This is a genomic window from Rhodococcus sp. DN22 (genome assembly GCF_036669995.1).
In the GTDB taxonomy this organism is placed as follows: Bacteria; Actinomycetota; Actinomycetes; order Mycobacteriales; family Mycobacteriaceae; genus Rhodococcus_F; species Rhodococcus_F erythropolis.
In genome coordinates, this window is the sequence record NZ_CP133326.1 from 2,646,242 (window position 1) to 2,671,356 (window position 25,115).

A 25,115-nucleotide genomic window follows, 5' to 3' on the forward strand; every position below is an offset into this window, starting at 1 on the left:
CTTTCATGGTTTTTGCACTGGGCGTAGTGCTGTTTGCCCTCGGCATCGGCGTGTCCATCGCCCTGCACGAAGCCGGCCACATGTGGACGGCCAAGGCTTTGGGAATGAAGGTTCGCCGCTACTACATCGGCTTCGGACCGAAGATCTTCTCGTTCCGTCGAGGTGAGACCGAGTACGGCCTCAAGGCGCTGCCGCTCGGTGGATTCTGCGACATCGCCGGCATGACGGCTCTCGACGAGATGACGCCCGAAGAAGAGCCGCACGCGATGTACAAGAAGGCGGCGTGGAAGCGTGTCGTCGTCATGTCCGGCGGTATCGCGATGAACTTCATTCTCGGCTTTGCGCTGCTCTACGGGCTGGCTCTCGGCTGGGGCCTGCCGGATCGCAGCGGCGATACGTTGGCAAAGGTGGGAAGTCTGTCGTGCGTCGCACCGACGCAGACCGAAGACGGAACTCTGGCGACGTGCTCCGGTGACGGTCCGGCGCAACGGGCTGGGTTGGAGCCGTCGGATGTCATCACAGCCGTTGATGGGCAACCGGTGTCGACGTCGGCCGATGTGGTGGCCAAATTGCAGCCGGTCACCGGTACTGCAGTGCTCAGCGTCGAACGCGACGGGCAGGATCTAGCGATTCCAGTCGTCGTAGAACAGGCACAGCGGTGGGTGACGGATCCGGCAACAGGTGATTTGCGTTCGGCGACAGTGGGCGCGGTCGGAATGAGCCTGGGTACCGTGTCTCCACCCCTGCTCCAGTTCAACGCTTTCAGCGCAGTTCCGGGCACCCTGAGTTTCACCGGCTTCACTCTGGTCGAATCGGTCAAGGCCATGGCTGATCTGCCGGCAAAGGTCGGTGCGTTGTGGGAATCGGTGACAGGCGGCGAACGCGCCCAGGACACACCTATCAGCGTGGTTGGTGCCAGCGTTATCGGCGGTGAAGCGGCGGACCGTGCACAGTGGGCGACGTTCGTCGGACTGCTCGCGTCGATCAACTTCTTCCTCGGTGTTTTCAACATCCTGCCGCTGTTGCCGCTCGACGGCGGTCACATCGCGGTGGTCTTCTACGAGAAGATCCGCGATTGGTTCCGCGCTCGCCGCGGCTTGATTCCCGGCGGCCCGGTCGACTACACGAGACTCCTTCCGATTACTTACGTATTCATCGTGATCGGTGGCGCGTTCATGTTGCTGACACTCACGGCTGACATCGTCAATCCGATCAAGATCTTCTGACCGTGTGAGCATGGCGACGGTTGCCGCGCGGTAGTGCGGCGATCGCCCGGCTAAACTTGCAGTGAAGCTATGAAAGAAGGCACAGACGTGACCATCCCTATCGGACTGGGAATGCCCTCGGCACCCGCAGCGATTCTTGCTCCTCGACGCAAGACACGGCAGCTGCAGGTCGGCACGGTAGGTGTGGGCAGCGATTTCCCCATCTCGGTGCAGTCCATGTGCACCACGAAGACGCACGACGTCAATGCAACGCTCCAGCAGATCGCGGAACTGACCGCGTCCGGTTGCGACATCGTCCGTGTCGCCTGCCCGCGTCAGGAAGACGCGGACGCGTTGTCGATCATTGCGAAGAAGAGCCAGATCCCGGTTATCGCCGACATCCACTTCCAGCCGCGCTACATCTTCGCGGCAATCGATGCGGGATGCGCTGCGGTGCGCGTCAATCCGGGCAACATCAAGGAATTCGACGGCCGTGTCAAAGAGGTAGCCAAGGCTGCCGGTGATGCAGGCATTCCGATTCGTATCGGTGTCAACGCGGGATCGCTCGATCCTCGGTTGATGGAGAAGTACGGCAAGGCGACGCCCGAAGCGTTGGTCGAGTCCGCGCTGTGGGAGGCCGGGTTGTTCGAAGAGCACGGCTTCGGTGACATCAAGATCTCCGTCAAGCACAACGATCCGGTGATCATGGTCGAGGCTTACCGCCAACTCGCCGCGAAGTGCGATTACCCGTTGCACCTCGGCGTCACGGAGGCAGGGCCGGCGTTTCAGGGCACGATCAAGTCCGCGGTCGCCTTCGGTGCGCTGCTCGCGGAGGGTATCGGCGACACCATCCGGGTTTCGCTCTCGGCTCCGCCGGCCGAGGAAATCAAGGTCGGTAACCAGATTCTGCAGTCTCTGAACCTGCGTCCCCGCAAGCTCGAGATCGTGTCATGCCCCTCGTGTGGCCGTGCACAGGTCGATGTCTACACACTTGCCGACGAGGTCTCTGCCGGCCTCGAAGGCATGGAGATCCCGCTGCGCGTGGCAGTCATGGGTTGCGTCGTGAACGGACCGGGTGAAGCACGTGAGGCTGACCTCGGTGTGGCGTCCGGCAACGGCAAGGGCCAGATCTTCGTCAAGGGCAAGGTCATCAAGACGGTGCCCGAGGCGCAGATCGTCGAGACTTTGATCGAAGAAGCGATGAAAATCGCCGAAAGCATGGAGGGTGACGCTTCGGAGGGTGCGCCGGTCGTCACCGTGAGTTGAGTGATTGCCGGATGAATCTTCCCCGTCGGTGTCAGGTTCGTGGCAATCTGAGTGCATCATGATCGGGTAGTGATATTCGTGGACGCGCAGTCGAGTCGAGGGGGTTGACGGATGCTCAAACTCCTCGGAGCCAAGCAGGTCGGAAGTCGAGATCTCGAAGACGTCCGACGGGTACTCGACGCCGATCCGGTGGCCGCCTGCATGATTGCCGCGCGCGTCGAAGAATGCGGTGTCGACCCACGAATGATTCACGGCGAGCTGTGGAGTCGAGGCGGGCCGTTGTCCTCGCTGTGCTTTGCCGGGGCAAATCTGGTTCCACTTCGAGGCGATCCGGATGACATTCGGGCATTCGCTGACCGCGCCTGTCGGATTCCGCGCATGTGCTCGTCGGTGGTCGGTCGCGCCGAATTGGCGTTGCCGCTGTGGGAGATGCTCGAGCTCGATTGGGGAACTGCGCGGGAGGTTCGCCCCGAACAGCCGTTGCTCGCGGTATCCGAGCCGCTGGCATGCCCGTCGGATCCACTGGTCCGGCAGGTTCGCTCGGACGAACTCGAGATCTATCTGCCTGCCGCGATCGCGATGTTCATCGAAGAGGTTGGCGTCGATCCGCGTGCAAACGACGGTGGGCGCGGATATCGACATCGTGTGGCAAGCCTGATCGCCGCAGGTCGAGCATGGGCGCATATCGAGGACGGCCAGGTCGTCTTCAAGGCGGAGGTCGGTTCGATGTCTGCTCGCTGTGGCCAGATTCAGGGCGTGTGGGTCAACCCGGAATTTCGTGGGCAGGGCTTCGGCGTGACCGGTACAGCGGCTGTAGCGGAGTCGATCATGGCGACCGGTCGCATTGCGAGCCTGTACGTCAACAGCTTCAATACGATTGCGCGGTCGACCTATTCGCGGGTGGGGTTCCGGCAGGTCGCGACCTTCTCGACGGTGCTGCTCGACTGAGCGTCCAAGCTGCGTGCAATGGTCGCGCCTACGCTGGGTGGAGCATTTGTCGCCCTACTATGGGGCTCGATGAACACTCGGCATTTCTCTCGTAGTCGCTCGGCCCAACTGTTGGCCTCCTGCACCGTGATTTTTTTGGCGGTGGGGATCAGTTCGTGTACTCCGAAACCCGCCGGCCCCGAGCCCGTCGCGCAGCAGTTCCTGAGTGCGTTCGGTGACAGGGACATCGACGAGGCAGCAAAAATGACGGACCGGCCTGATTCCGCGGGTCCTGTATTGAGTGACACCTGGGATGCGCTTCAGGCGGAGTCGATGACTGCCGAGACCACGTCGGTGAAGATGAACGGTGACACTGCGACGGTCGGCTACACCTACGAGTGGCACCTGCCGAAAGACCGCGTCTGGACGTACGACGGCGAGCTGCAGATGGGACGCAAGGACGGCGACTGGTCCGTCCGTTGGAGTTCGACGGACGTTCATCCGCGCCTCGGTGACAAGCAGACGATGTCGTTGCGGGCAACCGCGGCGCCGCGAGCGCGGGTCAACGAGCATTCGGGGACCGACGTCCTGGTGCCGGGAATCGTCTACCGAGTGAAGTTCGATCGCTCCAAGAGCAACGACATCATAGGTTCCGCGAACAGTCTCGCAAGTGTTCTCGGGCGGTTCGATGCGTCGCTGACCGGTCAGTCGATCGCCGAATCCTCGACGGCCGTCAAGGGTGACTATCTGGTGACGCGGCTGCGCAGTGATGACTACGACCAAGTTTCGGCGCAGTTGGGTGCGATATCGGGAGTATCGGTATCGGACGAATCGGATCTTGTGTCGACCGACCCGGAGTTCGCGCCTGACCTTCTCGGGCAGATCAAGAAGACGATCATCGACGAGGTCGACGGCAAAGCCGGCTGGAGTGTCGTCACGGTCAACCAGAACGGCGTCGACACCGACGTGTTGACCGAGACTGCGCCACAACCGGTTCCGTCGTTCAGTATCAGTCTGGACCGCAACATCCAGATCGCTGCTCAGCGCGCGGTGAACGTGAACAAGGATCAGGCGATGATGGTGGTGATCGAACCGTCGAGTGGCGCGATCCTGGCCGTCGCGCAGAACAAGGCAGCTGACCGCGACGGGCCGGTCGCGACGATGGGTCAGTACCCGCCTGGTTCGACCTTCAAGATCATCACGGCAGGTGCGGCAATTTCGACCGGTCAGGCGACCCCCGACACGATGGTGCCATGCCCGGGCCGAATCGAGATCGGCGAGCGCAGCGTGCCCAACTACAACGAGTTCGCACTCGGCACGGTGCCGATGGCAACGGCCTTCGCGCGTTCGTGCAACACGTCCTTCGCCAAGTTGGCCAGCGAGATGCAGGCAGACACGTTGACCACTGCCGCAGCGCAGTTCGGCATCGGCCAGGACTACAACGTGGTGGGATTGCCGATCGATTCCGGTTCGGTGCCGCCGGCGTCGGACCTGGTCCAGCGGACGGAAGACGGGTTCGGTCAGGGCAAGGTTGTGGTCAGTCCGTTCGGAATGGCGATGGCAGCTGCGACGGTCGCGAACGGTTCGACTCCGGTGCCGCAACTGATTTCGGGGCGCGAAACCACCATCGACGGTGAGCGCCCGGCGATCACGCCGGCAATGGTCGACGGCCTGCGCGGCATGATGCGGCTCGTGGTCACGAGCGGTACCGCAGAACGCGTCGAAGATCAGGGTGAGGTGTACGGCAAGACCGGTGAAGCCGAGGTCGACGGGGGATCGCATGCGTGGTTCGTCGGCTATCGCGGCAACCTGGCCTTCGCCACTCTGGTTGTGCGGGGCGGAAGTTCGGACAACGCCGTCGCAGTCACCCGCGACATGCTCACCGCCCTGCCGGAAGGCTACTGACCCGTCAGGGGAGCAGTCCCAACCTGCGGGCGGTCACCACGGCTTCGTGGCGTGAGCTCGCGTCCAGCTTTCCCATCGCGCTTCGCAGATAGCTCTTGACTGTTTCAGGTCGAAGGGAAAGCCTTTGGCCGGCTTCGATGTTGGTGCAGCCGAGTGCGACTTGCGAGAGAACGTCCACTTCACGCGGGGTGAGCGCGACGTCGGATTCGGCGTCGGCGGTAGGCCGCAGCAGGTTGGCCAAACGCTGGGAAAGTCCGCGGAGCTTGGTCTGCAAGTCGGTGTCGGTCACGGTCTGGGCGACACTGCGTAGTTCGGCGTGGACTCCGCGGATCTCTTCCGAAGACATACCGTCGGCGGTGGTCGCGGCGGCGGCCTGAAGTAGTTGCAGGCGACGATCGACCTCGTCGCGGATGGCGAACTCCATCCCGAGACGCCGGGATGCGCTGACCATGACGTCTGCTGTGCGATCGCCGAGGGGAGCGGAATCACGGATCGCGGCGTAGAGGACAGCGCGCGATTTGCCGGACACCATGACCGGAACGGCGATGATCGAATGCAGGCCCTCGCTGAGAACAGGCCGGTCGAAATGATGAGTGATGGACTGCGAATTGCCGTAATCGTTGACGGTGATCGGTGAACCCTGGGCGACGACGCGTCCGCCCATGCCCGAGCGCGGCGGGATGGCCAAGCCCTTGAGATTGTTGGTGCGGGTGCCGACGAATTCGCTCAGGTGCAGGGTTCCGTCCTGGACCTCGCCTCCGAACAGCACGGGAACAACGCCCTGAGCTGCAATTGTTCGGAGTTCACCTCGCATAGCGTCCCCGTCGCGGGGACGCAGAAGTGACGAAGCATGTCGATTCACGCAGGTACCCCTTTCTGGGGGTAGTGAAGTTCTCTTGTGAGCTAGATCATAGGGGGTGAACAGTACGTATGACGAGCCGCCAACGTAACCGGTCGGGCCAACCATACGACGATCGATAAGGAGCAAGTTGATGAGCACCGATCCCACCGCACGGGTGCGCGAGCTGCTGGACCAGTACGACACCCCGCATGCCAGCGCCGCAGAATTGCTCTGCGATCGGCATCCCGCGGATGGCGTTGCATTCACCGTCGTCGAGGCAGACCTTAGCTCGGTGGATCTCACTTACGGTCATCTACGTGAGCAGTCCGCGCGTTTCGCGGCAGCTCTGGCCGACCTCGGAGTCGAGCCGGGTGACAACGTCGCGACCTTGATGGGCAAGTCTGCGGACCTCGTGGTCGCACTCCTCGGAATCTGGCGCCGCGGCGCGGTCCACGTGCCCTTGTTCACGGCGTTCGCTTCGCCGGCCATCGCTTTCCGCTTGACGGCCAGTGGCGCGAAGGTGGTCGTTTCCGACGCCAATCAGCTCGACAAGCTCGCGCCGGGTGAGGACATCCCCGCCAACGCAGCGTGGCAGGTCATCGTCGCGGGCGGCGCGGCCGGTGACGAGTTGGACTTCGATGCACTTGTCGCAGCTCAGGATGCCGAAGACCCGAAGGGCGCTGCTCAGGCAGTCGGCGGCAACGCACCGATGGTGCAGTTGTTCACCAGTGGCACCACGGGAACACCCAAGGGCGTGCCGGTTCCGGTGCGCGCGCTCGCGTCGTTCCACGCCTACCAGGAGTTCGGCCTCGACGTCCGTCAGGACGACGTGTTCTGGAACGCCGCAGACCCGGGCTGGGCGTACGGGCTGTACTACGCGTTGCTCGGTCCGCTTGCCGCGGGAACGCGAAGCATTCTGCTGCACGCCGGATTCTCCGCGCCGCTGACGTGGCAGATCATCGAGAAGTTCGGTGTCACCAATTTTGCCGCTGCTCCGACCGTGTACCGCAGTCTGCGTGCCGACAAGGCACCCGTTCCGGAAGGCATCTCGCTTCGCCGCGCGTCCTCGGCCGGTGAGCCCTTGACTCCGGATGTTGTTGCGTGGTCGAAGAACTCGTTGGGCGTCGAGGTTCGTGATCACTACGGCCAGACCGAGCACGGCATGTTCATCGTCAACGCCTGGGCCGACGGACTCCGCGAGGACGTCCGTCCAGGATCCATGGGTCGTCCGTTGCCGGGCTGGTCTGCCGCTGTGCTGGAGGACAATTCGGATGACATCGCACCGGCTCGCACTCAGGGACGCGTGGCGATCGATACTCACAACAGCCCGTTGATGTGGTTCACCGGATACGTCGATGCGCCGGAGAAGACGAAGCAGCGATTCAGCGAAGACGGTCGCTGGTACATCACCGGTGACGCCGGAATGACGGACGAGGACGGATTCTTCTTCTTCTCCTCGCGCGACGACGACGTCATCATCATGGCGGGCTACCGCATCGGTCCCTTCGACGTCGAGAGCGTGCTGGTCATGCACGAGCACGTCATCGAGGCAGCAGTGGTGGGCATGCCCGACGAGTTGCGCGGTGAGGTCCTCGAAGCGTTCGTCGTACTTCGCGAAGGTGTCGACGGTGACGACGAACTCGAGAAGGAACTGCAAACCCTGGTGAAGAAGAAGTTTGCAGCGCACGCGTACCCACGCACAGTGCACTTTGTTCCGAACCTTCCCAAGACCCCGAGCGGCAAGGTTCAGCGGTACATCTTGCGGAAGGGATAAACCCCTTGCTGTGCGCCTTTATTAACCCCCGGCGGTTAATAAAGGCGCACAGCAAGGTCAGCGCCGACGGATTCTGCCGACCACCATGAGGGCGATCAGGGTAACTGCAAGCAGCAGTGTCGTATTTGCTGCGGCAAGAAATACCTGGCCGCGGTCGGTGAGTCCGAAGATGCTGACCGGCAAGGTCTTCCATGTCGCCGGGTAGACCATGACCGTTGCGCCCAGCTCACCCATCGACAGTGCGATGGAAAGCCCGGCGGCCGCACCCAACGCTGGGAGCAGCAGCGGTAGCGTCACCCGCGTCAGCACCCGCACTGGGCCGGCGCCGAGTGATTCGGCAGCTTGACGGTAGGCGGGATCGAGCCGTTCGAGCGCGGCCGATACGGAACTGAAGGCAAAGGCAAGCACGAGAACCGTGTGAGCGAGGATCACGATCCATTTGGTGCCGCCGAGCAGTAGTGGGCGCTCGTTGAAAGTGATGAGCAGACCCAAGCCGATCGCGACCGACGGAACCGCAATCGGTAAATGGAATACGGCATCGGTGATGCGCCGCAGCCACATCGGTGCCTCACGAGAGGCCAGCGCGGCCCACGTTCCGACGATCAATGCCAGTGCTCCCGAGATGAACGCAGTCTGCAAACTGACGATCAGGCTGGCGAAGTTCTCGTCGGACAGCGCCGTGGAGAAGTTCTTGCCGCCGAGATTCGACGGAAGTGGACCGGTCCACGATCCGGCCAAGGCAGCTGCGACGACGGTGGCGATGGGCGCGACAAAAACCACCGCGACGACGAGGGTGAAGAATCCGAGTACGAGAGCCCTAGAGCTTCGTGTCCACAGCAGCACGGCTTCCTCCCATCAATCTGTTGAAGGTGAATCGGTAGAGGCAGTACAGGCCGAGTGAGAGTGCGACCTGGACCGTCGCGATCACTGCCGCGCCGGGCAAGTCGAAGGTGACGATGCCGCGGGTGTAGATGAGGACCGGAAGAGTTACGACGTCTTTTGCTCCGGTGAAGAGCACGATGCCGAATTCATTCAGTGTCATCAGAAGTACGAGCGATCCACCGGCCAGGAGGGCTGGCCACGCTTCCGGCATCACCACCTGCCGCAGAACTCGGACGGGTGACGCGCCGAGACTGGCTGCAACGTCGAGCTGTTCACGCGGAATCTGGGTGAACGCGGCCAATAGCGGACGCACGACAAAGGGTGTGAAGAAGGTGATTTCGGCCGCGATGACTCCGAACGGAGTGTTCAGGAAATTTAGCGGGCCGCTCGCGTCGCCGGTGATGCTGATGATCAAGGCGTTGACGGCGCCGGCCGTGCCGTACAGAAACGTGAACGCCAGCGTGATCAGGAATGACGGCAGGGCGAGCACGGTGTCGATCAATCGCCCCACCACCTTGGATCCGGCGAATGGAACGAAGGCAAGCACCAAGGCGAGGAAGGTTCCCAGGATCAGGCACCCCAGAGTCGACGCCACGGCGATCTGGATGGTCCGCCACAGTGCGGTTCGGAACAGTTCCGAACCGAGCACGGAGGACCACGTGGACAACCCGGTGCCGCTTCCGGTGCTCAGCGATTCCGTGAGGACACGCGCAGTGGGATAGACAGCAAACACGAGGACAAGAAGCAGTGGCGGTAGCGTCCACCCGATCCGGCGCCAGGGGATGGGGTCTTTGTGCTGGGGCACAGCGGTTTCAGGGCGTTCCAAGGTTGTCGTCATGGGTGGCGATCCGCCGGCACCAGGACACTGCCGTCCGTGGGCAAGACGACGCCCACTTCGGTGTCGACCGGTCGTTCGTCGTGCCCTGGAACATCCACGTCGACGCGGACGTCGTCGAGGCCACGGACAGCCAGCGTCAGTCGCGTCGTGGAACCGCGCCAGACGCTCGAGACGATGCGCGCCGGGAATGATCCTCGTGCGCCGACGCCGGTTACGCCTACCGCGTGTGGACGAACACACAGGTAGGCGTCCATGTCGGACTCCCATTCGATGTGCCCGATCTCGGGCTGCGGGGCGTGAGCGGTGAACGGCGTGCCACCGATCGAGACCAGTGCGGAGGTGCCGATGACGCGTGTGACGGTGCAGGGCAGCAGGTTGGCACCCCCGAGGAAGGCCGCGGTGAAGCTGGACGGCGGGCGTTTCCACAAGGCCTCGGCGGTGTCGATGTCCGCGAGTCTGGCGTTGCGCATCACTGCGATTCGGTCTGCGAGCGCCAGGGCTTCACTCTGATCGTGCGTCACATAGAGCATGGCTGTGTCAGGTAGTGCGGCGCGCAGTCTCGCCAGTTCGCCGAGCATGCTCTCGCGAAGTTGCGCATCCAGGGCGGCCAGTGGTTCGTCGAGGAGGAGTACTCCAGGGCGAATTGCCAAGGCTCGGGCGATTGCGATTCGCTGCTGTTGACCGCCGGAAAGCTCACGGGGAAGGCGCTTTCCGTACGCCGACATCCCGACCATGTCGAGGGCTTCGGCTACGCGAGGGCCGATCTCCGACCGCGGCACGCGATGGGCTCGGAGTCCGAAGGCTACGTTCTCGGAAACTCGCATGTGCGGGAAGAGTGCGTACGACTGAACGACGACGCCGATACCGCGTTGTGCGGGAGGCAGATTGGTGACGTCTCGGGTGCCGAGCTTGACGGAACCGGACGTGGGGCGGACAAATCCCGCGAGGGCCTTCAGAGCGGTCGACTTGCCGGATCCACTGGGCCCCAGCAGTGCCACAGTTTCACCCGGTGCCACTCGCAGATTGAAATCGACGAGTGCATGGGTTGCGGTCTTCCCGCGGCCGTAGGCGACGTTGACGCGATCGAAGGTGATGGCCGGAGCGGAATGTTCGATCGCTCCGTGAACACCGACGGTCTCGGGGAGCGTCCGCCCCAGTCTGGTTCTTGCCATGATCAGCTCCCGGTGGCTTTCTGGTAAGCGGCGATGTCGGCGTCGAGCGAGCTGAGGACGTCGTTCCAGTTCGGGGTCCACACGTTGACGCCCTGTAGAACTCCCGACGGCGTGTTCTTGTCGGTCGATTCACCGGCACTGCTTCGGACGTCCTCGCGGACCGATACGCCGAGTGCATCGGTGGCGACGGTCTTCTGGGATTCTTCGGAGAGCAGGAACTCCATCAACTTCTTGGCTTGTTCGCTGCTCGGTGCGCTCTTGGCGAGGCCCATCACGTAGGGCAGTGCAATGGTGGTGCGAGTGCCGTCGGCTCCCGAGGGGAAGAAGATGTCGAACTTCGAGCCGTCGTCGGCGATGGAGGCGAGGTTCATCTGGACGTCACCGTTGGCGACCAGGAGTTCTCCGTTGCTGACCTTGGGCTGGAGCTTTCCGGTGGAGGACGAGGGACCGACGTTGTTGGCCTGGAGCTTTCCGAGGTAGTCGAGTGCGCCTTCCTTGCCCATCAGATGCTGGAGCAGCAACAACACCGCGGTACCGTCGCCGGCCTGGCCGGGCGTGGAGTACTGCAACTTGCCCTTGAACTGATCAGTGAGCAGGTCGTCCCAAGATTGTGGGGCGGGTGACGCAGTCGGATTGGCGATGAACGAGAGGTAATTCTCGACGACGGGTACGTATTTGCCGGCGTCGTCCTTCTCGTCCGCGGGAACGGCGGAGGTGTCGATTCCGCTGGGCTCGAGCAGACCTTGGGCGTCGGCCTTCTGGATGAACGGCGGCAGCGTGATGATCACGTCCGCCTGTGGGTTGGACTGTTCTTTCTCGACCCGCGAGACGACCTCGCCGGATCCGGCTTCCACGAGGTTGACGGCGATACCGGTCTGCGCGGTGAAGGCGTCGAATCTTCCCTTGTACCAACCGGACAGACCGTCGGCGCTGTAGACGGTGACGGTTTCGGTGTCTGATCCGGCAGCAGTGCCGGTGCCACCGCAGGCGGTGGTGAACGAAAGGACGGACACGGCGAGAGCGGCCGCAGCGATGCTCGGGCGTAGACGCATGACGATTCCTTTTTCGGAGGTGAGATCAGGAGTGGGTGAGGAGTTCGGCGAACTCCGTCACCGACGGGACGATGTGGGTGGCTCCGGCGTCGCGAAGCTGTTGCTCGTCGTGTGCGCCGGTCAGAGTTCCGGCGACGATGGATGCGCCGGAACGAATGCCGCTGAGCACGTCGTTGGACGTGTCGCCGAGTACGGCGATCTGGTGGACGTCGTCGATCGAAAGTTTGAGCAGGGCAGTCAGAATCAGGTCCGGGTACGGTCGACCGCGACCGGCCTCGGCGGGGGAGAGGGTGAGATCGGCGAGGGTTTCCCAGCCGAGCGCGACGAGGAGTTTGTCCTGCGTCGATCGGCTGAACCCGGTGGTCAAGGCAACTTTGATGCCGGCCTCGCGCAGTGTGGTGATCGCCTTCTCCGCGCCAGGGATCGGCTCGGCCAGCCCCTGGTCGATGAGGGAATCGTAAGTGGTTTCGAATGCGGCGTTCGCGGCCTGGGCGCGGTTCTCGTCACCGAAGATCGCCCGGAACACGACGATCTTCGACTGGCCCATGGTGTCGAGGACGTACTGGCGAGCGGCGTCGGCTTCCGGGCCTTCGGCAGGCAGTCCGCCGGCTTCGGCAGCGGCGGCGAACGCGCGAAGAACCAGTCCGTCGTCGGCGACGGTGGTGCCGGCCATGTCGAGAACGGCAAGGGTGATGGGAGACATGAGAAGTCTTTCTTGTCGGAAGGATTCAGAGACCGAGCTGGTCGGCGGTTTGTTCCGCCAGTGCCGGGCCGAGCGTCATGCCGCGGCCACCGGGACCGGCAACCACCCAGACGTTGTCGGCGGCTTGTGCGCGGTGAACAAGTTGTGAGGGGTCGAGGCACTGGCTGTAGACGCCCGCCCATCGCTTGACGATGGGCGGAAGATCGCGCCCCAGAAGTGTTTCCACCACTCCGGACAGATGGCGATAGGGCGCCTCGTCGACGTCGAAGTCGAAGGGCTCCTCGTATTCGTGGGTGTCACCGATGGTCAGACCGCCGTGCAAGCGCTGCACGCACAGGAGTTGCATGCGGTGCTCCTCGGCAGTCGGTTCCTGTGGCTGCACCGTGCGAAGGTGATCGAGGGCAGATCCGGCGAAACCGGGGTAGTAGCGGAAGCTGTCACCGTCAGCGATTGCGGTGGTGAGCTTTTCGCCGAGTGGGGCGGTCTGCATCATCTGCAGGCGCACACGTCGCAACGGGAGATCGCCGGCGAGATCGCGGGCCAATCCGCCGAGTGTTGCTCCGGGGCAGACGATCACGAGATCGGCGTCGAAGTTGCGACCGCGATCGTCGCGGATGTGTACGCCGGGGGTGTTCGTCGTGATCTCGCGGGCTTCCGTTCCGGCGTGGAAGGTGTAACGGCCGGTGGATTCGAGGTAAGAACGGATGGCGGGGAGCGCTTGCCGTGACTCGACAGCGGCGTCCAGGGTGCAGTGCAGTCCGCCGAGAAACTTGCCCCGGAGCGCGGGGTTGACGACGCGAACGGCGTCGGGATCGAGAAGTGCGAACCCTCGGTTGTCGGCGTCCGGCCGAGCGAATGCTTCCTGCGCGACTGCGACCTCCTCCTCGGTGCGCATGAGGGTGATGGAGCCGGCCGGGCGGTATCCGACGCCGGGGACACGGGCGGCAAGGTCCGCCCACAGCTCGCGCGAACGCAGCGCGGCTTCGAGTTCGTGCGGAGCGCGCCCGGATACCCAGACCAATCCGAAGTTCCGTACCGTTGCACCGCGGGCTTCGGGCTCGCGTTCGAGATGGATGACGTCGTGTCCCCGGCGGATTGCCTCGTCGGCGTGCGCCGTTCCGAGGATTCCTCCGCCCACAATCAAAATTCGCATGTAGAGATAGTGACGTTTGGTCTAGACCAATAGGGGGAATCGAGACGAACTCCAGGTTAACAATTGGTATAGACCGAATTCTTGTACGCTTGCGCCATGAATCAGCAGACGTCCACCGGGCCGGGGACCTCGAGCGTCGTGATCGAACCGGAGCTGAAGTACTACCGGGTGCGCACCGAGATCGAGACCATTCTCAGTGGGCTCGAGGAGGGCGACGCAGTCCCGTCCGAGCGGGAATTGGCGGCACGTTTCACTGTCGCTCGCGAGACGGTCCGTCAAGCGCTTCGTGATCTGCTTGTCGAAGGACGGATCGAGCGGCGGGGGCGGGGCACTGTCGTCGCGAGTCCGAAGTTGGTTCAGCCGCTCTCGATTCGTTCTTATACCGAAGGCGCACTGAGTGCTGGGCGAGTGCCCAGTCGTAAGGTTGTGACGTTCGAACGAATGTCGGCCGACGACGGTCTCGCCACGGAGTTGGGTATCGAGGTGGGCGACAGCGTCGTTCATCTCGAGCGTGTCCTCTTCGCCGACGGCGAGAAGATCGGACTCGAATCAACCTTCCTGCCGGACAGCAGGTTCGGTGAGATGCTCGACGCTTTCGATGCCACGACGTCGCTGTACGCGGCTATCCGTTCCATCGGCGTGGTCTTCGCCTCCGCAACCGAACGGATCGAGACGGTGCTCGCGTCACCGCGTGAGGCAACGCTCGTCGAGTCCACGACCTCGATGCCGATGCTTCTGCTGCACCGGACCTCCGTCGATCCGGAGGGTGTGCCGATCGAGCGGGTTCGCTCGCTTTACCGCGGCGACCGGATTGCCTTCTTGACGACTCTTCGCGAGTAGGAGGGGCGTCGAGGGGGTCTGCCGTTACCGGGAACGATAGGCACTCCCAGGCCCGTGGAATCTGTTCTGTACTGGACTCCATCAAACGGGAGGACAGTGAACATGGGTGACAAGAAAGTCTGGTTCGTAACCGGCGCAGGCCGGGGCATGGGAGTCGACATTGCTCAGGCGGCTCTTGCCGGCGGGCACGCGGTGGTGGCAACGGGGCGTGATGCGGACCGTGTTTCTGCAGCGATCGGTGAGCATGACGACCTGTTGGTGATTGCCTTGGACATCACCGACGAACAAGCCGCATATGCTGCGGTGGACACGGCAGTTGCGCGATTCGGTGGAATCGATGTGCTGGTGAACAACGCCGGAAACTTCTACGCCGGGTTCTTCGAGGTTGTCAGTCCGGCGCAACTTCGCGCTCAGATGGAGACCAACTTTTTCGGGCCGATCAATGTGACACGGGCGGTGTTGCCGGTGATGCGTAGGCAACGGAGTGGACATGTCGTGACTGTCAGTTCGCTTGCGGGCCTGGTTGGTCAGGAGTTTTGCGCAGCCTACGCCGCGTCGAAATTTGCGCTGGAGGGCTGGATGGAATCATTGCGATTCGACGTCGAACCGTACGGAATCGGGACGACGATCGTGGAGCCGGGATTCTTCCGGACCGAACTGCTTGTCGAGGGTGCGTCGTCGATCTGGCCTGAATTGTCGATAGACGACTACGACGCTCGGACTGGCAAGACCGTCGAAGCGTGGAAGAGCATGAACGGTGCCCAGGGTGGGGATCCGGTGAAACTTGCAGCGGCACTTGTGGCACTTGTCGATTCGCCGCTACCCCCGCGTCGGTGGGTCGCCGGCGCCGATGCACTGTCCGTGGTCGAGCAGAAAGCCCACCAACTGCTCGATGAAGTCGAAGCCCACCGTGGTTTGTCTTCGTCGCTTGCCCTCGAGGCATGACGGCCTGATCCGAATTGGTCAGGTCACGGTTGTGAGTTGAACATGTCCAGGAGCCCCTGGGGTGCGTTCTCGCCGAAGCACATGTCCAGACCGTCAGCCGACTGTTGTGCCGATGCGGCGCTGCGTGGGAAGAGTCGTTCTTCGTAGGCAGCAAGTCCTTCCTCCGTGCCGCTATGTGACGCGATCGCCTGGCCGAGTTCGGCGCCGTCGAGCATTGCCAGGTTCGCGCCCTCTCCGGCAAACGGCGACATGACATGCGCTGCGTCCCCGAGCAGAGTGACCCCGGGAGTACGGCTCCAACTGTGCCCGATGGGAAGAGAATGGATGGGGCGAGGGGTCAGCGAGCTGTCCGCTTCGACGATCAGTGACCGCAGCGACTCGTCCCAGTCCGAGAAGTGTTCCAGCAGAATCTTCTTCGCAATATGATCGTCGGAGAAGTCGACACTCGCTGACCAGTTCTCGGGAACCCGCAGGGCGGCGTAGATGTGCAGACTGTTGTCGGTCTCACGGTGGCCAAGGAAGCCCTTGTCGGCACTGAGCGCGAACATCATTCCGCCGCCTACTGTTTCAGCGGCCTTCGCGTGCTGGTTGTCTGCGTCGTGAAGGTCGAACTCCACGAAAGATACTCCGGTATAGGCAGGAGTGGCGTTTGAAACCAGTGGGCGAATTTTCGACCACGCGCCGTCGGCGCCGACCAGGAGATCGGTGGTGAAGTGGGTGCCATCCACGAGGTGGACTTCATGCCGACCGTCCGGCAACGGATGGGCACTGCGGACCTTTGCTCCCCAGCGGATTGTTTCTTTCGGAATTGAGCTGAGCAGTAGGTCACGCAGCTGGCCGCGGTCGATTTCCGGGCGGTCGCCGTCTCCGGTGTCCTGCTCGCTCAGGTGCACGACGGCATTTCGATCGAGGACGCGTGTCTCTTCGCCGCCTTGATGAACGAGTGCGCGGAACTCGTCGTAGAGGCCTGCGGCACGAAGCGCGATCTGGCCCGAGTCTTCGTGGATGTCGAGCATCCCGCCTTGGGTCCGAGCTGTTGGTCCGGATTCGAAATCGAATACCGCCGAATCGATTCCGCGGAGATGGAGGACTCGGGCGAGGGTGAGGCCGCCGAGGCCGGCGCCGATGATTGCGATGGGGTAGTGGTTCATGGTGGGTTCCTAAGAAGTGAGTGGGGTGTTCTCGATGCCCGTGATGAGCGTGCGGAATCCCCAGGAGAGGCGCGCGGTGGGTTCACCGGCAAGTAGAGCTGTTGCATGGCCTGCGACGAGTGGGTGCGTCTGCGGGTTTGCGTTCCGGATTGCGTCGGTCAACGCGCTCCATTGGGCATCCGAGTCGGCGGAATTGTTCGGCGCCGAGTGTTCGGCAGCAGTGGACGTCGCGTACTGCAGCAGCAAGTCCACGCCCCACGCGGCTTGACCCGAAGGGACTTCGCCTTCGTCGAGCAATGCCAGCAGGCGCTCGAGCAGGCGTACGTAGTGAACTCCGCTGGGCCGGGAAACGAGAGCCGACTGGGCAAGGCCGGGATGATCGAACAGTATGGCCGTGTAGGACGTCAGCACCCGTTCGAGGCGCGCTTGCCAAGTGTCGGAGGAATTTTCGGCGAGGTCCACGACTCCGAGCAGTTCGTCCAGAACGGCGGCGTGCAATTCGGCGGTATTTTGAACGTACACGTACAGCGACGCCGGCCCGGTGTCGAGTTCGAGGGCGAGTCGACGCATGGTCAACTTCTGCAACCCCTCCGACCGCAAGATTTCCACCGCGGTACTGACGATGCCCTCGCGTGTCAGAGCGGGTTTGGCCGGACGATTGCGTCGGCTCGATGGACTTGCTGGCTGGTTGGGCATGCTTTCACCGTACACGAACATGTTCGTAACGAACATGTTCGTTGAGTCACGTGAAGATGTCACGAATCACATGCTGATGTGAATGGGCTACATGCCCGTACCGCCGGAGAGCATTGCGATCGTCAGCAGGATGCCGCCGACTATGCCCACGAGCGGGCTGTCGCTGTTGAGTAGCCAGTCGTTCAACGATCCCATGAGCGCCTCTTTCGGGTTTCGATCTGCCGACGGTCGAGCTTATCGACAGATCGAACCCGATATGTCACTTTTGTCTGATTTGTCGATCGGACCTGAGGTGATCAGCCGTAGACGTTGTCGGGGCTGATCAACTTGGTGATCGGTACCATCAACGCGCTGGTCAGATCAGTCTCGCCGTCGATGTCGGTGTTGATGAAGACAACCAGGGTGGTGTCCTTCTCGGGCAAGTAGACCGAGACTGTCTTGTAGCCGGGCAGGCTTCCGTTGTGACCGATCCAGCCACCGCTGTTGAACAATCCGAGTCCGTAGCCGGAGCTGTCGTCCCCTTCGCTCAAGTTCACGGTTTGCAGGCGCTGCTTCTGAGTGTCGTCGGTGAGGAGATCGCCCTTGGCCAGCGCCGGAACCCAGATGCGCATGTCGTCCAACGACGAGATCATTGCACCCGCGGCGCCGCCCCACGACGGATTCCAGTCCGTCGCCGCGGTCACGGTTTCGTCGAGCGTTTGGTTGGTGTACCCCTGTGCGTGTGGTGTCGGGAACGCGTTGGTCGTGGGAAAGCTGGTGTGCTCCATGCCGAGTGGTGTCGTGATCTTGGTGTCGATGACGTCCGACAGTTTTGAGCCGGAGACCTTTTCGATCACCATTCCCAGCAGAATAGTGTTGGTGTTCGAGTAGTCGACGGTGGTCCCTGGTCGAAGTTGGAGTGGGAGGTCCTTGACGTATCCGACGAGTTCCTCCGGTGTGAAAGTTCGGCGAGGATCCGAAAGATATTCCATCACAAACTGTTCAGACGTCGTGTAGTCCACGAGGCCGCTGCGCATCCCTGCCAGATGACGCAAGCTGATCGCATCACCTTCCATGACCCCGTCGACGTACTGGGAGATCGGATCGTCGAGACCGATCTTTCCCTCGTCGACCAATTGCAGCAGGGCGGTGACGGTAAATGTCTTGGTGACGCTACCGATCCGGTGGTAGAAGTCGGTCTCCATCGGTGCCTTGGTTGCAGTGTCGGCGACTCCTGCAACCTTCACATAGTTGCCGTCGGGTCCCCAAATGCCCACCATCGCACCGGGAATCCCCGTCGAATTCACCGCAGCGTCGATGATCGAATCGAGCTGACCGGTGATGGCAGAGTCCATGACCTTGTCAGTGGTGGATGTGGGATTGTCCGTGCTGCAGCTGATTACAGCGCCGGCAATGATGGCGCTGCACAGGCCGACAAGCATGATGCGTCTTGCTCCGGTTTTCATGAGTCGAACTCTGCCTGTCCGAGGGCACTCACACATCGACCCCGGGTACGGCAGACGCAGTCCCCAGGTACCTCCTCAACCGGTACCGGGGGACTACGGAACCCTGGTCTGAACCCTTGACTTGGGTCAGAGCCCGCCGTCGAAGAACGCCGCCAGGGCCGGTGCGGGGTCTGCCGCGGTGCCCATATTTGCTACGCCGACAACGATCAATCCCAGCGTGAACAGTGCAGTGAGAAGGCCTATCGACCCCGACATGAATCTCGTCCGCCTGTCGGATCGTGCCGTTCTCGCGAAGCGTGCCCACACGACCACAGTCACGGCCAGTGATATTGCTGCCGCGATCAGCGCGATCACCGCCATGGCCAAGTGATACCGCGCGAAGTCGCTGATCATCAGTTCGAGGGCGGGACTTTGCTGATTTCCGGTGGCCGTCGACTGAGCGAGCTGTTGTCGGACCTGCCCGACAGTTTCGGAGAGTGCCCCATCCGTCTGGGCCACGGGCAACATCGAGATCAGCGAAGAGAAGGGTGCGACAACACCTTGGACATTTGCCATCACGAGTACCGAAGAGAACAGCGCGAGGAGCGTGACCAGGCCTCCCGCCGAGACGAATGCGAGTTTCTTTCCAACCGTCAGAGGGCCGGCGTTCACGAACGACGCCTTGACCATGCGGCCGAGTGCGAGCAGAACCGTCAGCAGGATTACCGCAATCACAGCCTTGGCCACGTGGTAGCGCAGCCAGTAGTCGACAGCGGACTCCAAGCTCGGAGAGAAGGCTTGGACACCGGAACTCCAGTATTCGACGAACGCGGCGCGGACCGTCTCGACGAGTTCCCCCTGGCCTACGTACCCATCGCCCGGCCTACTCGTCAGCATGCCCGGGGCGAGAACGAAGGCAGCGGAGAAACCGGCGACCAACGCGATCAACGCGGCGATCTTGCGACCGGAGTGCTGCGTCGAGCGCAGTGGAGAGTGGTGCAGTGGGATTCCTCCAGCGTGATGAGCGATCATCTGGTCACCGTCCACAAAGTCATGTCAACGAGTGTAGAAATCGGTACACCGGACTTCATCGTTCGAGAGGATGATATTTCCGGTGATGGCGTCCGCCCGCCGTCGCCGCTGCCGTCGACATCCCCTCAGCACTCGACATCCCCTCAGCACTCGACGACATTGACGGCGAGTCCGCCTTCACTGGTTTCCTTGTAACGCACGGACATGTCGTTTCCGGTTTGGCGCATGGTTTCGATGACGGTATCGAGGCTCACCACATGCGTCCCGTCACCCAGGTATGCGAGCTGAGCTGCGGTGACTGCAGTCGAGGCGGCTACGGCATTTCGTTCGATGCAGGGGATTTGGACCAGGCCACCAACCGGATCGCAGGTCAGCCCCAGATGGTGTTCCATGGCAATCTCAGCTGCATTCTCGATTTGTCGTGGTGATCCGCCCATGACAGCGCACAAGCCGGCTGCCGCCATCGCGCAGGCAGCTCCGACTTCACCCTGGCACCCCGCCTCCGCGCCCGAGATCGAGGCATTCGCCTTGATGATCGATCCGATTGCGGCAGCGGTGAGGAGAAAGGTTCGAACGTCGTGAACGCCGGCGCCCGTAGCGCGTATGTGGTGGTAGAGCACCGCCGGCACGATTCCCGCAGCGCCGTTCGTCGGAGCCGTTACCACGCGGCCACCTGCTGCATTTTCTTCGTTGACCGCCATGGCGTAGACGGTCAGCCACTCGCGTGAGGAGGGGTCGCAGTTACGTTGTTCCAGTTGAGTGTTCGCAGACCGTGCTCGTCGGCGAACTCCGAGACGCCCGGGCAATACACCTTCGGTCTGGGTGCCGCGTTCGATGCATGCGCGCATCGCGGACCAGATCGCGTCGATGCCGGTGAATGCTCGATCCTGGCCGTGTATCGCGATTTCGTCCGACAGTGCCAGTTCGGCGATGGTTCTGGAGCCGCATTCCGCCAGTAGCTCTTTCGCGGTTCGATAGCGTGAGTTGATCGAATGCGTGCTTGCTTGCGTCTCCGTTCCGGCGCGCAGTACGAATCCGCCACCGATCGACAGATATATACTCGTACAGACGATTTCGTTACCCTTGAAGGCTGTCAGTGTCATCGAGTTGGGGTGCCCGTGACGGCGAACGAGTGGCTCGAACACCATGTCCTCGCGAGTGAACACAACATGTCCGAGTGAACCGCCGACGAGCATCACCGATCCGCCGTCCGACAGTTCGGCCCATCGCCCGTGAACGTCGGTCGGCTCGCACGTTTCAGGATCCAACCCACGAAGTCCCGCAATCACCGCGTCGGGAGTGCAGTGACCTATTCCGGTGGCGGCGAGAGAGCCGTGCAGGTTGCAGCGAATTCGGTCGACCGACGCGGTCAAGCCGGCGGCGGAGAGCTCGCCGCCGAAAGTGCGAGCGGCGCGCATCGGACCGACCGTGTGTGAACTGGAGGGTCCGATGCCGATGGAGAAGAATTCGAGAGCGGAAACATAGACGCCGGTGGTGCTCATTTGGCGCTCGTGACGGTGGTCGCTCCTGACTCGCGCTGGGCCGCAATCGTCAGGAGATTGGAGCGCGAGTCCCCGGTGGCGGCTCGGATCACTGTGCGCGCCATTGCGATTGCTCCGTGCAGAACAGCTTCGTCGCCCGCTGCGGAGCGGGCATCAGCGGCAAACTCGATAGTGTGAGGAACTCCGGTGACGCCGCGCAACGCGATCATCGGGTGGATCGAGGGGACCACCTTCGACACGTTGCCCATGTCCGTCGAGCCGCCGGTCAGGGGAGTTCGGGCGGCCGCGGTGCGGCCCAGGCTCGCGATCTCCTCGTCCCAGATCGTCGCCAGCACGCGATGTTGAACAAGCTCCTCGTAGCGCGGTTCGGCGCGTTCGGTCGACCAGGAGCAGTCGCTGGCCACAGCTGCGCCCTCGAAGCAGGAGAGCATGCGACGCTTGGCGTCCAACAGCACGTCGAGTTCTGCGGCCCGAACTTCCGCTCGCACCAACGTCGAGGCCGGAATGATGTTTGTTGCTTCGCCGCCGTGCTCGACATAGGCGTTGAGCCTGACGTCGGACGGAAGTTGTTGACGGAGAAGTCCGATGGCGACCAAGGCGATCGTGGCGGCGTCACCTGCGTTGATGCCCTTGTGTGGCGCAGCGGCCGCGTGTGCGGCTCGTCCGGTGTAGGTCACGTCGAACCGGTCGACTGCCTGCGTTCCGGTGACCGTGCAACTGACGTCTTCACCTGCAGCGCCGTGGACCATGATCGACATCGCCGCGCCCTCCCATGCGCCACGTTCGAGCAGCAAGACTTTCCCGCCGCCATGTTCTTCGGCCGGCGTACCGAGAAGGACGACGGTCAGGCCGTGTTCCTCCGCGACCTCTCCGAGCGCGATCGCTGCTCCCAGTCCGGCAGCGGCGATGACATTGTGTCCACACGCATGACCGATGTCGGGAAGGGCGTCGTACTCAGCGCAGACTACGACGCGGAAGGGGCCGGAGCCTCGCACAGCTTCGAATGCCGTCTCGAGGCCGTAGGCGGCGCGAGTAACCGTGAAGCCGGCTTCCTGTGCGGCGTCCGCCAAGAGGGCGGACGCCTGATGCTCTTCGAATGCCAGCTCTGGGTGAGCATGGATCGTGTGGCTGACATCGATGAGGCGTGATGCCCACTTCTCGATCGTGCTCGAAACCGAGTCTGTGTGGGTGAGGGTGTCAGCGATGGACATGGGTATTGCTTCCTTTCAACATCTTTGGTTCTCTGTGTCTTCGGATCGCGGTGTCTTCAGTTCTCAGCGTCTTCGGGTGCAGTTCTAGTGCCAGAGGCCCAGCGCGAACTCCGCGACGACCACGGAAAGTAGGTAAGAGGCGAGGATCGCGACGATTCCGACGGGCACGATCTTCCAGCCGATCGTCTTGAGCAAGGGAAGGTCCTTGCCGAGGCTGAGACCTGCGACAGTCAAGGTGAGGGTGCAGATCGAGAGAAAGTCGACAGTCCCGACGGTGCTCGAGACGAAATCACCGATGGGGGACCACGGTGTTGTCGCCAAGGCGCCGATGGTGATGATTGCGATCATCGCCGCGATCTTGCCGCGCGTCAGGCGGGCCACGCCGACGCCCAGGAGCAACAATCCGGTGAGGATCAGGTAACCGACGATGATCGATCGAGATACGCCACCCGCTGCGATTGAGGAGACGATGACCCCACCGACGAACAGAATCGGAACGATGGTGGTCAGCGGCACGGTGACGCTCGGCGCAACCGCTCGTGGGGCAGTGTCGGCTTTCCGTTCGCTGGTCGTCTTCGAGCGCTTGGTGAGTGCGCCGTAGATTCGATCGGCAAGGGGGAGTGCGACATACATGCCGACATACACGCCGAGGAGGCCGGTGATGATGTTGGATGTTGCCGCTACGGCGAGTACCTGGTCGGCCATCTCGGGGTGCGCCGAAACGACGCTGGCGGCAGCGGCAGCCATCATCGAGCCGGATCCGACCCCAGCACCCATCGCCAATGCAAGGGGGTCGAAGATGTTGAAGGATGTCGCCAGCGACGCAATCAGGCTGATCAGCACGGCACCGAACAGAGTGCCGAAGACGTACATCGACAGGACACCACGGTACTGGTCGGAATCGGGACCGTAGCGTTCACTGACCATCGCGAAGGACCCCTCGCGGTCGATGGAGAAGGTGGCTCCGACGGTGGCCGGTCCCATCCGAAGGAGTACCGCCAACGGGAGTGCGAGAGCGATAGTGCCGAACAAGTGCCCCAGTTCCTGCAGTAGCAGGGCGGGGCCCGCCTCGAACAACAGTTGGATGTTCGGGCCGATGGTGAAAGACAGTCTCGCGCAAAGCAAGAGAACAGCCAGCCCCATGATTGCCGAGGCTGCGGCCTGAAGATCGAGGCCGAGAGGTTTCCACTTCTGACTCGAGACGGCACCGCCGGCAATCAGTCCCCACACCATGGGCAAGATCGTGATGGCGGCAGCGCCGACAGGAATCACTGCGGGGCCGATCAGTTGGGCGCCTGCCGCAAGCGCGAGGAGCAGAATCGCCACGATCCACAGCCGTGGCGACCTCAAGGCGAAAACGATCTTTTGCGTCGGGGTTTGATCGCTGACCGGAGAATCGTCATGCGAGACAGGGAATGCTTCGGTCATGTCGGTGTCTTTCTCGAGGGGGCGAACGAACGCAAGAAGCAAGCGTTCTCGAGGTTCAGGATTTGGTGGACTATTGATGTGATGAAGTTAGGATCGATGCGTTTCGATCCTGTTTCGGTGCAGCATTCTTTTGAAAGTGAGGTCCTCGGTGCAGGATCAGGTGCTCAAGGACGAAGATCTTCGGCTGTTGAACGCACTGCAGATCAGGCCGCGAGCCTCGTGGTCCGAGCTTTCACGCGCGATCGGTTCCGACCCGGTCACCCTGACCAGGCGTTGGGAGCGTCTGCACTCGCAAGGGATAGCGTGGATCGCTGCGTACCGTGGGGGTCCCATCGTGTCGGCGACCGCACTGCTCGAGATCGAATGCGCACCGGCACAGACCTTGAGCGTGGCCGAACAGATCGCGCACGATCCCGAAGTTCTCACAGTCGATCTCACAACCGGCAATCGGGATCTACTCGTCACGCTCACCTGCACTGACCTCGATCAATTGTCCAGGTATGTCTTGGAACGAACACGATCGCTGCCGATGGTCACTGCGATGCGAACTCAGATCGTGTCCTCGGCGAATTCCGACGCACGAAACTGGCGTCTACGTGCTCTCGATGCGGAAGAAATTGCCGCGCTCGAGTCGGCCCCGGCGGCGAAGAGTCGTGGGGTACGCGCCAGCGAAGAGGAACAGTCGAAGCTGTTCGACATCCTTTCTCGCGAACCACGAATTACCGTCTCGGCCCTCGCTGCAGCCCTCGGCGTCACGCCGGCTCGCGCCGGGGCGCTCCTTTCTCACGAGCTGTCGACGGGGCGCCTGGTCGTCCGCACGGAGATTGCTCGGCCCTACTCCGGCTGGCCGGTCTACGCCTGGTATTTCTTACGTCTCGAGGGGCGAAAGGAAGCCATTGCTCAGCGCCTTTCCCTCCTGCGTGAGGCGAGGCTTGTTGCTTCGACGATCGGCAGCTACGACATCGCATTGGCGGTGTGGCTGCGCTCGATCGACGACGTGCAGCGTTTGGAAGGTTATCTCGCCGAGCAGTTTCCGGGCGTATCCGTGGTGGACCGGTCGATCGTCCTGCGTACGCCGCATCATCTACATCGAACAATCGATGTGTCGGGTCGAAGCATGCCGAAGCACGGGTGATCCGTAACGCGTTCGCGCGGATCGGGTGCTCTC

22 protein-coding genes are annotated in these 25,115 nt (G+C 62.5%); 8 read left to right on the plus strand and 14 right to left on the minus strand.

Going from position 1 to position 25,115, the window contains the following annotated elements; genetic code table 11:
- Positions 1–5: 5 nt before the first annotated feature.
- The 4 genes from RA302_RS12170 (at position 6) to RA302_RS12185 (ending at position 5,303) form a co-directional block, all read left to right on the plus strand.
- Positions 6–1,226: a site-2 protease family protein gene (locus RA302_RS12170; RefSeq protein WP_020969351.1), complete on the plus strand. Its 1,221-nt coding sequence runs from the start codon at positions 6–8 to the stop codon at positions 1,224–1,226.
- A gap of 87 nt (positions 1,227–1,313) precedes the next feature.
- Positions 1,314–2,471, plus strand: a complete 1,158-nt coding sequence (ispG, locus tag RA302_RS12175; RefSeq protein ID WP_007734888.1) for a flavodoxin-dependent (E)-4-hydroxy-3-methylbut-2-enyl-diphosphate synthase — start codon at positions 1,314–1,316, stop codon at positions 2,469–2,471.
- Positions 2,472–2,582: 111 nt separating this feature from the next.
- On the plus strand, positions 2,583–3,419 hold the full coding sequence (locus tag RA302_RS12180; protein ID WP_003942692.1) for a GNAT family N-acetyltransferase: 837 nt from the start codon (positions 2,583–2,585) through the stop codon (positions 3,417–3,419).
- 69 nt (positions 3,420–3,488) lie between these two features.
- Entirely contained in the window at positions 3,489–5,303 is a 1,815-nt protein-coding gene (locus RA302_RS12185) for a penicillin-binding transpeptidase domain-containing protein (protein WP_020907378.1), read from the plus strand.
- 4 nt (positions 5,304–5,307) lie between these two features.
- On the opposite strand, the gene RA302_RS12190 is transcribed toward RA302_RS12185, so the two are convergent.
- Entirely contained in the window at positions 5,308–6,117 is an 810-nt protein-coding gene (locus RA302_RS12190; RefSeq protein ID WP_046378400.1) for a LuxR C-terminal-related transcriptional regulator, read from the minus strand.
- Positions 6,118–6,295: 178 nt separating this feature from the next.
- Here RA302_RS12190 and RA302_RS12195 point away from each other — a divergent pair, with 178 nt between their 5' ends.
- Positions 6,296–7,918 carry an AMP-binding protein gene (locus RA302_RS12195; protein WP_338480875.1) on the plus strand — a complete coding sequence of 541 codons (1,623 nt, stop codon included), beginning with the start codon at positions 6,296–6,298 and terminating at the stop codon, positions 7,916–7,918.
- A 57-nt stretch (positions 7,919–7,975) separates the two neighbouring features.
- Here the strand turns inward: RA302_RS12195 and RA302_RS12200 are convergent, their stop codons facing one another.
- From RA302_RS12200 to RA302_RS12225, 6 genes are read right to left on the minus strand one after another with little or no spacing between them, the layout of a single operon-like run.
- A complete protein-coding gene (locus tag RA302_RS12200; RefSeq protein ID WP_019747999.1) occupies positions 7,976–8,761 on the minus strand; it encodes an ABC transporter permease subunit in 786 nt (261 codons plus the stop codon).
- Positions 8,736–9,638 (minus strand): 2-aminoethylphosphonate ABC transporter permease subunit, encoded by a 903-nt coding sequence (locus RA302_RS12205; protein WP_019748000.1) that lies wholly within the window; start codon positions 9,636–9,638, stop codon positions 8,736–8,738. The genes RA302_RS12200 and RA302_RS12205 overlap by 26 nt, the downstream gene beginning before the upstream one ends.
- Positions 9,635–10,810 carry an ABC transporter ATP-binding protein gene (locus RA302_RS12210; RefSeq protein ID WP_019748001.1) on the minus strand — a complete coding sequence of 392 codons (1,176 nt, stop codon included), beginning with the start codon at positions 10,808–10,810 and terminating at the stop codon, positions 9,635–9,637. The genes RA302_RS12205 and RA302_RS12210 overlap by 4 nt, the downstream gene beginning before the upstream one ends.
- 2 nt (positions 10,811–10,812) lie before the next feature.
- Positions 10,813–11,862, minus strand: coding sequence for a 2-aminoethylphosphonate ABC transporter substrate-binding protein (locus tag RA302_RS12215; protein WP_338480879.1), 1,050 nt, complete (start codon positions 11,860–11,862; stop codon positions 10,813–10,815).
- Between the two features lie 25 nt (positions 11,863–11,887).
- Entirely contained in the window at positions 11,888–12,565 is a 678-nt protein-coding gene (locus RA302_RS12220) for a phosphonatase-like hydrolase (RefSeq protein WP_019748003.1), read from the minus strand.
- 25 nt (positions 12,566–12,590) lie between these two features.
- Complete coding sequence (locus RA302_RS12225; RefSeq protein WP_019748004.1) at positions 12,591–13,718, minus strand: TIGR03364 family FAD-dependent oxidoreductase; 1,128 nt, start codon at positions 13,716–13,718, stop codon at positions 12,591–12,593.
- A 96-nt stretch (positions 13,719–13,814) separates the two neighbouring features.
- Here RA302_RS12225 and RA302_RS12230 point away from each other — a divergent pair, with 96 nt between their 5' ends.
- Together RA302_RS12230 and RA302_RS12235 are read left to right on the plus strand one after the other, a co-directional pair.
- Positions 13,815–14,558 carry a GntR family transcriptional regulator gene (locus RA302_RS12230; RefSeq protein WP_051720809.1) on the plus strand — a complete coding sequence of 248 codons (744 nt, stop codon included), beginning with the start codon at positions 13,815–13,817 and terminating at the stop codon, positions 14,556–14,558.
- A 102-nt stretch (positions 14,559–14,660) separates the two neighbouring features.
- On the plus strand, positions 14,661–15,503 hold the full coding sequence (locus tag RA302_RS12235) for an SDR family NAD(P)-dependent oxidoreductase (protein ID WP_020969358.1): 843 nt from the start codon (positions 14,661–14,663) through the stop codon (positions 15,501–15,503).
- Positions 15,504–15,526: 23 nt separating this feature from the next.
- Here RA302_RS12235 and RA302_RS12240 read toward each other — a convergent pair whose 3' ends face one another.
- The 7 genes from RA302_RS12240 to RA302_RS12270 form a co-directional block, all read right to left on the minus strand.
- Positions 15,527–16,654, minus strand: a complete 1,128-nt coding sequence (locus RA302_RS12240; protein WP_338480881.1) for an NAD(P)/FAD-dependent oxidoreductase — start codon at positions 16,652–16,654, stop codon at positions 15,527–15,529.
- Between the two features lie 9 nt (positions 16,655–16,663).
- On the minus strand, positions 16,664–17,350 hold the full coding sequence (locus RA302_RS12245; protein WP_338480883.1) for a TetR/AcrR family transcriptional regulator C-terminal domain-containing protein: 687 nt from the start codon (positions 17,348–17,350) through the stop codon (positions 16,664–16,666).
- A gap of 296 nt (positions 17,351–17,646) precedes the next feature.
- Positions 17,647–18,795, minus strand: coding sequence for a serine hydrolase domain-containing protein (locus tag RA302_RS12250; protein WP_338480885.1), 1,149 nt, complete (start codon positions 18,793–18,795; stop codon positions 17,647–17,649).
- Positions 18,796–18,921: 126 nt separating this feature from the next.
- Positions 18,922–19,806 carry a hypothetical protein gene (locus tag RA302_RS12255; protein WP_256065098.1) on the minus strand — a complete coding sequence of 295 codons (885 nt, stop codon included), beginning with the start codon at positions 19,804–19,806 and terminating at the stop codon, positions 18,922–18,924.
- 143 nt (positions 19,807–19,949) lie between these two features.
- Positions 19,950–21,308: an L-serine ammonia-lyase gene (locus RA302_RS12260; RefSeq protein WP_338480889.1), complete on the minus strand. Its 1,359-nt coding sequence runs from the start codon at positions 21,306–21,308 to the stop codon at positions 19,950–19,952.
- Entirely contained in the window at positions 21,305–22,519 is a 1,215-nt protein-coding gene (locus RA302_RS12265) for an amidohydrolase (protein WP_338480891.1), read from the minus strand. Before RA302_RS12265 ends, RA302_RS12260 begins: the two co-directional genes overlap by 4 nt.
- A gap of 84 nt (positions 22,520–22,603) precedes the next feature.
- Entirely contained in the window at positions 22,604–23,947 is a 1,344-nt protein-coding gene (locus tag RA302_RS12270) for a DUF3100 domain-containing protein (RefSeq protein ID WP_020969365.1), read from the minus strand.
- A 136-nt stretch (positions 23,948–24,083) separates the two neighbouring features.
- Here RA302_RS12270 and RA302_RS12275 point away from each other — a divergent pair, with 136 nt between their 5' ends.
- Positions 24,084–25,082 carry an Lrp/AsnC family transcriptional regulator gene (locus tag RA302_RS12275; protein WP_223257884.1) on the plus strand — a complete coding sequence of 333 codons (999 nt, stop codon included), beginning with the start codon at positions 24,084–24,086 and terminating at the stop codon, positions 25,080–25,082.
- Positions 25,083–25,115 lie beyond the last annotated feature (33 nt).